Origin of the sequence: Mesorhizobium sp. M4A.F.Ca.ET.090.04.2.1 (assembly GCF_003999085.1) — a bacterium.
Taxonomy (GTDB): Bacteria; Pseudomonadota; Alphaproteobacteria; order Rhizobiales; family Rhizobiaceae; genus Mesorhizobium.
The window spans coordinates 1-11,701 of sequence record NZ_RZOT01000140.1; the positions used below are offsets into that span (position 1 = coordinate 1).

The window sequence follows — 11,701 nt, forward strand, 5'->3', positions numbered from 1 at the left end:
GACTTCCTCGATCCAGGGCTGGTCGCGCTTCCAGCCGCGCGACAGCACCTTGTTGGCCGTGGTCATGATCACGTCCGGCACGCTGTGACGCAGGTCGACGATGCCGTCGCCGTCGCCGTCGACGCCGCGGGCAAGGTAGTCGGTCGGCAGGATCTGCGTCTGGCCGATCTCACCTGCCCAGGCGCCGGTCACGTCGGCAGGCAGGACGCCGCGATCGATCAGCGTCAATAACGGCACGAGCTGGGGGCGGAAAAGCTGCGGGCGGCGGCAGTCATGCGAGAGCGTCACCAGCGCGCTCAGCGTGTGGAAATCGCCCTGGACGGCGCCGAAATCGGTCTCGAGCGCCCAGAAGGCGGCGATGACGGGCGCCTGGACGCCGAATTCCTGGTCGGCGCGGGCGAAGACGTCGGCGTATTTCTTCAGATTGGCTCCGCCCTGCTTCAGGCGGTAAGCCGAGATCATACGGTTGGAGAATTCGGTGAAGGTCTGGGTGAAGACGCCCTGGGCGCGGTCACGAGCCAGGACCTTGTCGTCGAGGCTCGCCTGTTCCAGCGCGTTCAGGCCGACGGCGCCGACGCCGGCCGCCTTGGCTTCCGCCGCCACGCCCTGTTTCCAGGTGTTGAAATCGTCTCCGCACTCCTGCGCCGCCGCCGGCCAGGCAAGAGCGCCGACAAACAGCGCCGCCAAGATGTCAACACGCAATCGCATCGCTTCCCTTTCGAAACCGGCGCACGCCCCGCCGAACCCGAACCGGTTCTGGCCAGGACCATGCGTGATTCAAAGCTCAGGAGCGTCCTCGGGCACCCGCCTGGTACGCCGCTCCGGACTGCCAGCAGCTCAATACATCGCCGCTGGTCGTGTCGAAAAGCAGGCAGGACGGCTTATGTCAACGGGTGTTCTGCCGCAGCCACTTGTTCCAGGCGACTTCCGAGCCGTTGAAAACGTTGATGTCGGATTTGCCGGTCATGCCCGGAACGATGCCGGTTCCGGTATATTGCCAGAAGGTGAAGGGGTGGCTGCCATACTTCTGGCGAGGGTGGCCAGCGACCGAGCGCAGCCAATAGGGATAGCCGCGGAAGGTCGCGAGGCCGTTGTCGTCGAAGAAGTCGATCGAGGTGTAGATGATCGGCTTCTTGCCGTAGTGCCGCTCGACGATTTCGAGGAAAGTGGTCATCTCCGCGCGCACCGTGGCCGGGTCGGGCCGCAGCCGGCACGTCGGCGATTTCGGGTTCCATTCCATATCGAGCACCGGCGGCATCGCCGAACGGTCTTTGGGGACGTTGGCGATGAACCAGCGCGCCTGCGTGGCGGCGGGTGTGCAGAAATAGAAGAAATGATAGGCCGCGCGCGGAATTCCCACGGCTCTCGTGCGCGCCCAGTGCTCGTTGAAATAGTCGTCGAAGCGGTCGCCGCCCTCGGTCGCCTTGATGAAGGCGAAGGAAATGCCGCTCGCCTTGGCTGCCGGCCAGTCCACCGATGTCTGGTATTTCGAGACGTCGGTACCGTGGATGGCATAGCTCCACGGCGCACCGCTGTCCCACTCATGCGGCTTGGAATCCTCGAAGCGCGGTGCGCGCACCGCAACCATCGGGCTGCTGGAGGACATCACCGGCGTCAGGTCGTCAACGGTCGAGCAGGCGCCCAGCAGCGTCAGCATGATGAGAGCCGCAAGACGGCGCATCGCTACTCCTGAGCCGGGTTCAGCCGGCCGCTGATGGGTCGTTTCGGGTGGCCCCCTTGGCCGTCCCCCGCCGGACGATCACCCCACAGGAACGTCCAGTCTCCTCAAAGCGCACCCTTTTGGCGCGCTTTAATCTCTCTTTCCAGTGCATGTCGTTGTCCCAAAACCGCTGCGCACTTTTGGGCGACATGCATCATGTGATCGCCGATCATGGTTGATATTCGGTTGACGGCGCTCGACAGCAGCCGAGATTTTGAGGCAGCAATGGCGGCAAATCGATGGCATAAATCGGGCGCCACACGCAGGGGGTGAGATGCGGATCGTCGTCAAGATCGTCAAATGGTTGCTCGGCCTGGTCGTGCTGGCGATAGCAGCGTTGGTCGCCTGGCTCTATGTCGCGCCGCCCGAACTGATCCGCGTCGGTTCCGGCTATTCGGCCAAGATCGTGTGCTCGAACGTTTTCATCGCCGGGCGCGACGCCAACCAGGTGCTCGCCGTCGATGTCCAGGCGCCGGGCCATCCGCTGCTCAGGCTGATGAGAGTGTCGGTGGACAAGGAACGCGGCATGGTCTCGGCAGGCCTGTTCGGCGTGCTCGGCAAAAGCGTGGCCGTCGCGCGCGACGGGCTAGGCTGCGCTACCGTTCCGGACGGCAACACCGGCAAGGCGAGGCAGACGGCGATCTACGCCGGGCCGGCCGCCACCAGGCAGGATGCGCTGTGGCCGGAGGGTGAGCGAGTGGACGCCTCGCAGAATCCAGAAATCGCGAAGATCGTCGACGACGCGGCCATGGCCGGCGCCGGCATGCGCGCCGTGGTGGTGGTGAAGAACGGCCACATCGTCGCCGAGCGCTATGGCGAGGGCTTTTCTGCAAAGACGCCGCTGCTCGGCTGGTCGATGACCAAGACGGTGAATGCCGCGATCGTCGGCACGCTGGTCAAGGACGGCAAGATGGCGATCGACAACAAGGGCCTGTTCGCGCCCTGGAAGGCGGATGGGCGCGCCGCGATCAGCCTTGCCGACCTGATGGCGATGTCGAGCGGGCTGGAGTTCAACGAGGATTACGGCGACGTCGCCGATGTGACGCGCATGCTCTATCTCGAACCCGACATGGCCGGCTTCGCCGAAGCCAAGCCCCTGACCGGCGAGGTGGGCAAGGTGTTTTCCTATTCGAGCGGCACGGCGGTGATGCTGTCGCGGCTGTGGCAGGACGCCGTCGGCGACAAGGCGAAGGCGCTAACCTGGCCGCGAAAGGCGCTGTTCGAGCCCCTTGGCATGCACAGCGCCGTGCTCGAGACCGACGAGCAGGGCAGCTTTGTCGGCTCGTCCTATCTCTACGCCACGGCGCATGACTGGGCGCGCTTCGGCCAGTTCCTGCTGCAGGGCGGGGTCTGGAACGGCAATCAGCTCCTGCCCGCCGGCTTCGTCGACTGGATGCGGGAGCCGGCGGCGGCCTCGAAGGTCTACGGCAAAGGCCAGGTATGGATCGAAGGGCCGGGCGATGAGGAGAACCCTGGCGCCGGCGTCGCGGCCGGCCTGCCCAAGGACACCTATTGGATGGAGGGGCATGACGGCCAGACGGTCGCCATCATCCCGTCGGAGCAGTTGGTGGTGGTGCGGCTTGGACTGACGCCGGCCAAGCTCAACTACCGCCCGCAGGTGATGGTTGGCGCGCTGGTGAAGGCGCTTCACTGACTACCTGGCTGCGCCGATCACGCCGAGCCAAGCGTAGCCGCGATAAAGCGTTCTGAAATGGAAGGTTGCGCCGGTTCGCTCGGATTCTGATTCCAAAACCTCGCGCAGCGATTCACGCGGCGCGACGTGGAATTTTTTGAGCCAGCCGCGCAGCAGCGCCCGGAACCAGCGCGGCAGGCCCTCCTGCTGACCGAAATCGACGACATGCAGGGAGCCGCCTGGCGCCAGCGCGGCGAGTGCCGCTGAAACCGTTTTTTCCCAGCCCGGGATCATCGACAACGAGTAGGACACGAAGATGCGGTCGAAACGCGCGACGTCGTAGAGCGTGCCAGCGTCGAAATTGGTGGCGTCGCCGAGCGCCAGAGTGACGCGGCCGGACCGGTTTTCGCGGGCGATGGCTGCTGCCGCCGTCTCCAGCATTTCCGCCGAGATATCGAGGCCGAAGAAGCGCGCCTCGGGATAGCGGCGGGCGGCGAGGATGATGTTGCGGCCGGTGCCGCAGCCGAGCTCGAGCACGGTTCCGCCCGGGGGCACCTCCAGTCCTGATATCAGGCGGTCGCGGCCGAGCAGATAGTATTTGCGGGTGAGATCGTAGATGTGGCGCTGCCAGCGATAGACGCCGTCCATCAGCTCGGCATGGCTGGCGGGCAGTTCGGTGGTGCTCATCAGCGCTTCACATAGAGGTGGAAGCCGCCATAGATGGCCGAACGGTCGCGCGCGGAGAAGTCGCGCGAGGCCTCGGCCTCGTAGCTCCACTGGTCAAGCAGCGAGTTGGAGACGCGACCGGGCAGCAGGCTGGGCTCGGCCGCCGTGCGGAAGATGACGCGGGCGCCGGCCGATGCCGTGCGGGTGATCTCGGCCCACAGCGCGTTGAGCTGGTCGTCGGTCATCCAGTCCTGCGCGTCGAGCAGGATGAAGCGGTCGACCGCGCCCGCATCCTTGCCGGCGAGGAACTCGATCAGGTTGGTGTGGTTGATGGCGACGCGGTCGATGTTGTCGCGGATCACCTTGTAATTCCGCTTCTCCAGATAGGCGGGGAGTGCTGCCTCGCCGGGCTCGGGATAGCGGCGGGCAAAGGCCTGCCAGGCGAAATAGTTGGTGTTCAGCGGGAAATCGCAGGCGAGCTTTTCCAACCTGGCCTTGAGCACGCTCGCCATCGTGCCGTCGCCCGAGGTGATCAGCGAATCGTACTGCGCCGGTGGAATGCCGAGACCGAATAGCGAAGCCTTGCGCGACGTCGCCCATTTCAGCAGCGGCTTTTCGAAGACCGGCGCCAGCTCCTCGTTGAAGAAGCGGCGCTGCTCGCCGATGTTGCTGGCCTGCATGATGCCGGCGGGGTCGACGCCAAAGAACTTGCCGACGCGATGGCCCATGGCGATGAACAGGCCGAGCAGGCCGGTCTGGTAGAAATTACGGTCGAAGACCTCGATGCGCCGGCGACCGCGCCAGTTGCGGCGCTCCCAGTAGTGGCGGCTGACCGGATCGAGATGCGGCGCGATGAAGCGGTCGTAGGCTTCCGAATTGTGGCTGGTGTCGGCGGCGCCGAAGAAGCGGAACAGGTCGCCCTGCGACGGCAGGCGGCGCACCGCCTCGAGCTTCATGCGGTTCAGCGCGATATGGGCGGCGTTGAGGTCGACGGCATCAATCCGTTCGGGCGAACGGGTGAGGTAGGCGAGGATGTTGCAGCCGCCCGACGCGATGGTGACGATGCGGTGGCCGGCGCCAAGCTCCATGGCCTCCATGTCGACATCGGGGTCTTCCCAGATCTGCGGATAGACGAGGCCGGAAAACAGGAAGGCGAAGAGCCGCTCCGACATGCCGGCCTTCGACAGCGGGCGATTCTGGTAGACGGCTTTTCCAACTTCCTTGCCGCGACGAAAAACCAGATCTCCGGAAACGTCCGTCATGGCAAGTTGATTCCCCGTTTGTGTTGGCGCAAGCGGGTAGCGCAGCGTCATGACAGGCTGGTGACAGCCTGTTGACGCCAAATCAGGCCTTCCTGCCAAATCCTCCAGGGGTCGGCGTGGTGACGATGACGGCCTCGCCGGCGTCGAGAACGGTCTGGTCGCAGGCTTTCAGCACATCGATGGCGCCATTGTTTCGACGGACCTTGGTGGAGCCCGCCTCACCGTCGCCGCCGCCGTCCAGCCCTTGCGGTGGCCGGTTGCGATGTGAGGACAGGATCGCGCATTCCATCCTTTCGAGGAAACGGATGGTGCGCTTCGTGCCGTCGCCGGCATCCCATCTGCCCTTGCCGCCCGAGCCTTCGCGGATGTGGAAATCCTCGAGCAGCACAGGGAAGCGCAGTTCCAGCACTTCCGGATCGGTGAGGCGGGAATTCGTCATATGGCTATGGACGCCTGAGGTGCCGGCAAAGCCGCGGCCGGAGTTCATTTGGCCGGCGGGCGAGCCCGAGCAGATCGTCTCGTAATACTGGTACTGCTTGTTGCCGAAGGTGAGGTTGTTCATCGTCCCTTGCGCATTGGCCATCGCGCCCATGGCGCCGAACAGCGCATTGGTCACATGCTGCGAGGTCTCGACATTGCCGGCGACGACTGCTGCCGGATATGAAGGCTTCAGCATACAGTCGTCGGGGATGACGATGTTGATCGGCCTGAGACACCCGGCGTTCATCGGGATCATGTCCTCGACCATGACGCGGAAGGCATAGAGCACGGCGGCGCGGGCGACGGGTTCCGGCGCGTTGAAATTGTTCTTTTCCACCTTCGAGGTTCCGGTGAAGTCGACCGTTGCTTCGCGCTTTTGCCGATCGACAGAAATCCTGACCCTGATCACCTGGCCGGTGTCGGTGGGATATTCATAGTCGGAGGTGTCGGGAAGCCGTTCCAGCACGCGCCGCACGCTCTCTGCGGCATTGTCCTGGACGTGGCCCATATAGGCCTCGACGACATCGAGGCCGAAATGCGCGACCATCTTGCGCAATTCGGCAACGCCCTTCTCGTTGGCGGCGATCTGCGCCTTGAGGTCGGCGACGTTCTGGTGCGGATTGCGGGCCGGGTAGGGGTGGTCGGTGAGCAGCGTTTCCAGTTCCTTCTCGCGAAAGCGGCCGCGATCGACGATGCGGAAATTGTCGAACAGCACGCCTTCCTCGTCGACCGTGGTGGCTAAAGGCGTCATCGAGCCGGGCGCGGTGCCGCCGACATCGGCGTGATGGCCGCGCGAGGCCGCCCAGAACAGGATTTCCTTGCGCGCATCGTCGAACACCGGCGTCACCACGGTGATGTCGGGCAGGTGCGTGCCGCCATTGTAGGGGGCGTTGAGGGCGAAGACGTCGCCCGGATGGATGTCGCCGGAATTCAGGCGAATGATGGTCTCGACCGAGCGGTCCATGGAGCCGAGATGCACCGGCATGTGCGGCGCGTTGGCGACCAGCGCGCCATGGCGGTCGAAGACGGCGCAGGAGAAATCCAGCCGTTCCTTGATGTTGACGGAATAGGCGGTGTTCTGCAGCGTCACGCCCATCTGCTCGGCGATCGACATGAAGAGGTTGTTGAAGACCTCCAGCATGACCGGATCGGCTTCGGTGCCGAGCGCTGCCTGGCGGCGTTTCTTCTCGGTTCGCCGCAACAGCACATGGTTCCTGGCGGTGATCTCGGCCAGCCAGCCGGGCTCGACGATGATGGTCTGGTTGGGCTCGATGACCAGAGCGGGACCGGCCACCCTGTTGCCGGGCTTGAGCGCTTCGCGCCGGAATATGCCGGCTTCGCGCCATTCGCCTTCGGCGAAGATTTTGCGCGTCCTGGGAGGGCTTGCGGCAAGATCTTCCATTTCCGATTCACTTTCGTCGCGGCCGCCGCCGCCGGTATCGGTGCCTTCGACACCGACGGTCTCGACGATCATCGGCTTATCGTCATAGACGAAGCCGAATTGCGCCTTGTGGGCGACTTCGAAATCGCGCCTCGCCTGGAATATTGAGCCGCTGGCGAAATTCACCGGCAGCGCCGTGTCGGTGCCGTCATAGCGGATCTGCAGGACGGGCCTGGAAGCGACCGCGCTCTCGGCGATGCCTTGTGCCGCGAATTCAGCGATGACGGCTTTCCTCAACGTTGCGATAAGCTCGTCGATCGCCGTCCTGGACTCTTCGGCGAGCGGCTTGAGCAGCGCCTGCTGGCGCGAGGCGAACACCGACGACAGGCCGATGCCATAAGCCGATAGCAGGCCAGAGAAGGGATGGATCAGCACCGCTTCCATGCCGAGCGCATCGGCGACCAGGCAGGCGTGCTGGCCGCCAGCGCCGCCAAAGCAGTTCAAGAGATATTCAGTGACGTCATAGCCGCGCTGCACCGAGATCTTCTTGATGGCGTTGGCCATGTTCTCGACGGCGATGGTGACGAAGCCTTCGGCGACCGCCTCGGGCGAGCGGCCATCGCCGATCTCGGCGGCCAGCGCGGTGAATTTTTCGCGCACGGTGTCGACGTCGAGCGCCTGGTCCTGGCCGGGACCGAAGATCGCCGGGAAGTAATCGGGCTGCAGCTTGCCGAGCATGACGTTGGCGTCGGTCACGGCGAGCGGGCCGCCGCGCCGATAGGCGGCCGGGCCGGGATTGGCGCCGGCGGAATCCGGCCCGGCGCGGAAGCGGCCCGCCTCATAGTGCAGGATCGAGCCTCCGCCGGCGGCAACGGTATGGATGCGCATCATCGGCGCGCGGATGCGCACGCCGGCAACCTCGGTGTCGAAGGCGCGCTCATACTCGCCGTCATAGTGGGCGACATCGGTCGAGGTGCCGCCCATGTCGAAGCCGATGACTTTTTCGAAACCGGCGAGCTTCGCCGTCTCGACCATGCCGACGACGCCTCCGGCCGGGCCGGACAACAGCGCGTCCTTGCCCTGGAACATATCGGCGGCGGTGAGACCACCTGACGACATCATGAACATCAGGCGGGGGCCGGCACCCAGTTCGCCCGCCACCCTTTGCACATAGCGCGACAGGATCGGCGACAGGTAGGCGTCGACCACGGTGGTGTCGCCGCGGCCGACCAGCTTGATGAGCGGCGAGACCTCGTGGCTGACAGAAACCTGGGCGAAGCCGAGCTTGCGGCAGACTTTGGCGACAGCCTTCTCGTGGTCGGGATATTTCCAGGCATGCATGAAGACGATAGCGACCGCATCGATGCCGTCGGCTTTGGCCTGTTCGATTGCCGGGTGGCAGGCGGCGACGTCGAGCAAACGTTCGACCCAGCCGTCGGCGTGCACGCGTTCATCGATCTCGACGACGCGCTCATAGAGCTGTTCGGGCAGGATGATCTCCTTGGCGAAGATATCCGGGCGCGCCTGATAGGCGATGCGAAGCGCGTCGCGAAAACCCTTGGTAGTAAGCAGGAGCACACGGTCGCCCTTGCGCTCGAGCAGCGCATTGGTGGCGACAGTGGTGCCCATCTTGATGTCGCCGATCAGCCCCGGCGGAATGGCGGAACTGGATTTCAATCCAAGCAGGTCGCGAATGCCCTGAATGGCAGCGTCCGCATAGGCTTCCGGATTTTCTGACAGCAGCTTGCGGGCATGCAGTCCGCCTTGAGGGTCGCGGCCGATGACGTCGGTGAAGGTGCCACCACGGTCGATCCAGAAATCCCATTTTTCGGTCATCGCGGCTCCTGGAATTTTCCCTGCGTAATCTGGTGCTTGGCTTATCCTGTTAGTGCGCCATTCGGCGGCCGGCAATCGCCCAGATGATGTTACATGCGGAAATGCAACGTTACGAAACTCCACGCCGGCTGATGCATTTCTCCTTCGACCGCTCACCAGAATGTGAGCGTCGATTGAAGGAGAGATATCATGAAGAAGCTCATTCTGGCGTCCCTTTCGGCGCTCGCCCTGCTCGGAGTTGCGGCTTGCAGCGACAGCGGGACGGACAACACCACAACCCAGAGCACCAATCCGCCGGCCGCCGAAGAGCCTATGAAGCCGGCTACTCCGGCTCCTGACGCTACGAAACCAGCCGAACCGGCTCCGGCAGCACCTGCTGCGCCCGCGCAGTAGTTCACAAGGCGAAGAAGGCCGGTCCCCTACCGGCCTTCTTTCTTTTCAGCTACCGGCGCCAGAGGCTTGCGCCAGCAACATCATATGACGCGGATCCAATGGGCCTGCGGCACTGTCTGCGCTTGATAGCGGTGGGCAGTTCGCACTAAGAAGCCTCATGTCGATTTGGGACCGCCTCGGCGACTTCATCGTTCGTGTTACGTCTTCAGCGTCATCGGGCGTCGCCGATGTCGTCGAAGCCGTGCGAACGGTTTTCTCCGGCGATGCCGATCTGCGCCGCCGCGTCGCCTTTTCGGTAGCGATGATCGCGCTCTCGGCCAAGATGGCCAAGGCTGACGGCATCGTTACCCAGGATGAGGTGCGCGCCTTCCAGGAAATATTCGATGTGCCGCCGAAAGAGACGCGCAATGTGGCGCGGCTCTACGACCTAGCCAAGCGCGATGTGGCCGGCTTCGAGATCTATGCCCAGCGCATGGCGCAATTGTGCGGCTCCGGCCATGCGAACTGCATGATGCTGGAAGACATACTCGACGGCTTGTTCCACATCGCCAAGGCCGACGGGCTGATTCATGAGCACGAAGGCCGGTTTCTGCACCGTATTGCCGAGATCTTCCGCATCGACGAGGCACATTATCAGAGCATCCTGGCCAGGCACGTCAATCTCGGCGCCGGCGATCCCTATGTCGTGCTCGGCATCGAGCGCGGAAAGCCGTTCGAGGAGGTCAGGAAGCGCTACCGCAAACTGGTCTCGGACAATCATCCCGATCGGCTGATCGCGCGCGGCCTGCCGCAGGAATTCATCAAGATCGCCACCACCAGGCTCGCGGCGATCAATGCCGCCTATGAGATGATCGAACGGGGCCTCAGGCACGCATGAGCGGTTTCCTGCCCGATCAGCCAGGCGCCGAGGTCAGGGTATCGCCGAATTTCGGCCCGCGGCGCGAGACGTTGAAACCCGACATGATCGTGCTGCACTATACGGGCATGGCGACCGGACCCGGCGCCGAAGCGTGGCTGTGCGATCCGGCGAGCGATGTGTCCGCTCACTATCTGATCCACGAAGACGGCCGCATCGTGCAAATGGTTCGCGAAAGCGACCGCGCCTGGCATGCCGGCAAGAGCTCGTGGTTCGGGCGAACGGACATCAACTCCTGCTCTGTCGGCATCGAGATCGTCAATCCCGGCCATTCTCTCGGTTATCCCGATTTCCCCAGGCGGCAGATCGATGCGGTGATCGGCCTGTGCAAAGGCATCGTGCAACGCCATTCCATTGCGGCGCAGCGCGTGCTCGCCCATTCCGATGTGGCGCCGGGTCGCAAAGTCGATCCGGGCGAGAAATTCCCCTGGAAGACCCTGTTTGCGGCCGGCATCGGCCATCTCGTGCCGCCGGCGCCGGTCAGGCAGGGCGCGACGCTGAAAACCGGCGACACGGGGAGCGATGTCGAGGCGCTGCAGTCGATGCTGGCGCTTTATGGCTACGGTGCGGAGATATCCGGTATGTTCGACCGCCAGACCGAAATCGTCGTCGAGGCTTTTCAGCGGCATTTCCGGCCGCGGCTGGTCGATGGAATGGCTGACGGCTCGACAATCCGCACGCTGCAAAGGCTGCTTGCTGCCATGAAGGCAATCCCAGCCAAATAGTCCATTTTGCGTCGCTAAATTACAATCTGTCACTTAAAGTGACTTGCGCCGCCTTCTTTGCCGCCAAATCGACCGTCAAAGGCGATCCGTGCAATTTATCGGACGTCTAGCCTCCCAGATGTTTCGATATTGATTTGGTGTCGCCGCGTGAAGTTCTTCGCGCGGTTCTAACAGAACAGGACCACATGCAAAATTTGACCGTCTTGACGGCAGCCGTTGCTGCCGGTGTAATGACTTTTGCCATCGGGGCCGCAAATGCCGCGCCCCAGAGCCTGCGGGCCGACAGCGGCTTCATCGCCGTAGCCGGCAAAACCGCGCCGAAGGCCGCGGAGAGCCCGAAAGCAAAAAAGACGACCACCGCGAAGGTGCAAAAGGTCGCCGCGGTGAAAGCCAGGAAAGCGACGGCGAAGCGGCGTGTGCAGCGCAACAGGAAGACGATCGACCTGACTACCACAGCCTCGATCCGTCCGAGCACCGCGGCAGAGTCGACAGCGGCGGCAGCAGCGGCCGACGGCGGCCAGTACTCGGCGATCATCGCCCGCTATGCGGCGGCGGAAGGCGTGCCGGTGTCGCTGGCCAAGGCGGTCATCAAGATCGAGAGCAATTACCGGCCGAACATCGTCGGCAGCGCCGGCGAGATAGGCCTGATGCAGATCAAGCCGGCGACGGCGCGTATGATGGGCTACAGC

Annotated in this window: 10 protein-coding genes; 5 read left to right on the forward strand and 5 right to left on the reverse strand. The window is 63.8% G+C overall.

Features of this window, described 5'->3' with window-relative positions:
* Both EN781_RS12385 and EN781_RS12390 read right to left on the reverse strand, forming a co-directional pair.
* The coding region (locus EN781_RS12385) for a lytic transglycosylase domain-containing protein (protein ID WP_189347513.1) at window positions 1-708 on the reverse strand (708 nt) is incomplete at its 3' end.
* 178 nt (window positions 709-886) lie between these two features.
* Window positions 887-1,681: a GH25 family lysozyme gene (locus EN781_RS12390; RefSeq protein WP_126053881.1), complete on the reverse strand. Its 795-nt coding sequence runs from the start codon at window positions 1,679-1,681 to the stop codon at window positions 887-889.
* 313 nt (window positions 1,682-1,994) lie between these two features.
* Here EN781_RS12390 and EN781_RS12395 point away from each other — a divergent pair, with 313 nt between their 5' ends.
* Entirely contained in the window at window positions 1,995-3,374 is a 1,380-nt protein-coding gene (locus EN781_RS12395; protein ID WP_126053882.1) for a serine hydrolase, read from the forward strand.
* Here EN781_RS12395 and EN781_RS12400 read toward each other — a convergent pair whose 3' ends face one another.
* The 3 genes from EN781_RS12400 to EN781_RS12410 are packed head-to-tail and all read right to left on the reverse strand — an operon-like array spanning window position 3,375 to window position 8,978.
* The gene (locus EN781_RS12400; RefSeq protein WP_126053883.1) at window positions 3,375-4,040 is read right to left on the reverse strand and encodes a class I SAM-dependent methyltransferase; all 666 of its coding nucleotides are present in this window, start codon (window positions 4,038-4,040) and stop codon (window positions 3,375-3,377) included.
* On the reverse strand, window positions 4,040-5,332 hold the full coding sequence (locus EN781_RS12405; RefSeq protein WP_126053884.1) for a DUF3419 family protein: 1,293 nt from the start codon (window positions 5,330-5,332) through the stop codon (window positions 4,040-4,042). Before EN781_RS12405 ends, EN781_RS12400 begins: the two co-directional genes overlap by 1 nt.
* 31 nt (window positions 5,333-5,363) lie before the next feature.
* Window positions 5,364-8,978: a hydantoinase B/oxoprolinase family protein gene (locus EN781_RS12410; RefSeq protein WP_127400032.1), complete on the reverse strand. Its 3,615-nt coding sequence runs from the start codon at window positions 8,976-8,978 to the stop codon at window positions 5,364-5,366.
* Between the two features lie 189 nt (window positions 8,979-9,167).
* On the opposite strand from EN781_RS12410, the gene EN781_RS34785 reads away from it, so the two are divergent.
* From EN781_RS34785 to EN781_RS12430, 4 genes are all read left to right on the forward strand, one after another.
* Complete coding sequence (locus EN781_RS34785) at window positions 9,168-9,371, forward strand: hypothetical protein (protein WP_126053886.1); 204 nt, start codon at window positions 9,168-9,170, stop codon at window positions 9,369-9,371.
* Between the two features lie 157 nt (window positions 9,372-9,528).
* Window positions 9,529-10,248 (forward strand): DnaJ family molecular chaperone, encoded by a 720-nt coding sequence (locus EN781_RS12420; protein WP_126053887.1) that lies wholly within the window; start codon window positions 9,529-9,531, stop codon window positions 10,246-10,248.
* Window positions 10,245-11,012 (forward strand): N-acetylmuramoyl-L-alanine amidase, encoded by a 768-nt coding sequence (locus EN781_RS12425; RefSeq protein WP_126053888.1) that lies wholly within the window; start codon window positions 10,245-10,247, stop codon window positions 11,010-11,012. Before EN781_RS12420 ends, EN781_RS12425 begins: the two co-directional genes overlap by 4 nt.
* 230 nt (window positions 11,013-11,242) lie before the next feature.
* The coding region (locus EN781_RS12430) for a transglycosylase SLT domain-containing protein (RefSeq protein ID WP_127400033.1) at window positions 11,243-11,701 on the forward strand (459 nt) is incomplete at its 3' end.

Excerpts from the sequence above, each read along its gene's own strand:
- EN781_RS12410 (WP_127400032.1), bottom strand. The coding sequence starts at position 8,978 with ATGACCGAAAAATGGGATTTCTGGATCGACCGTGGTGGCACCTTCACC.
- EN781_RS12425 (WP_126053888.1), top strand. The coding sequence starts at position 10,245 with ATGAGCGGTTTCCTGCCCGATCAGCCAGGCGCCGAGGTCAGGGTATCG.
- EN781_RS12395 (WP_126053882.1), top strand. The coding sequence starts at position 1,995 with ATGCGGATCGTCGTCAAGATCGTCAAATGGTTGCTCGGCCTGGTCGTG.
- EN781_RS12390 (WP_126053881.1), bottom strand. The coding sequence starts at position 1,681 with ATGCGCCGTCTTGCGGCTCTCATCATGCTGACGCTGCTGGGCGCCTGC.
- EN781_RS12400 (WP_126053883.1), bottom strand. The coding sequence starts at position 4,040 with ATGAGCACCACCGAACTGCCCGCCAGCCATGCCGAGCTGATGGACGGC.
- EN781_RS12405 (WP_126053884.1), bottom strand. The coding sequence starts at position 5,332 with ATGACGCTGCGCTACCCGCTTGCGCCAACACAAACGGGGAATCAACTT.
- EN781_RS12420 (WP_126053887.1), top strand. The coding sequence starts at position 9,529 with ATGTCGATTTGGGACCGCCTCGGCGACTTCATCGTTCGTGTTACGTCT.
- EN781_RS34785 (WP_126053886.1), top strand. The coding sequence starts at position 9,168 with ATGAAGAAGCTCATTCTGGCGTCCCTTTCGGCGCTCGCCCTGCTCGGA.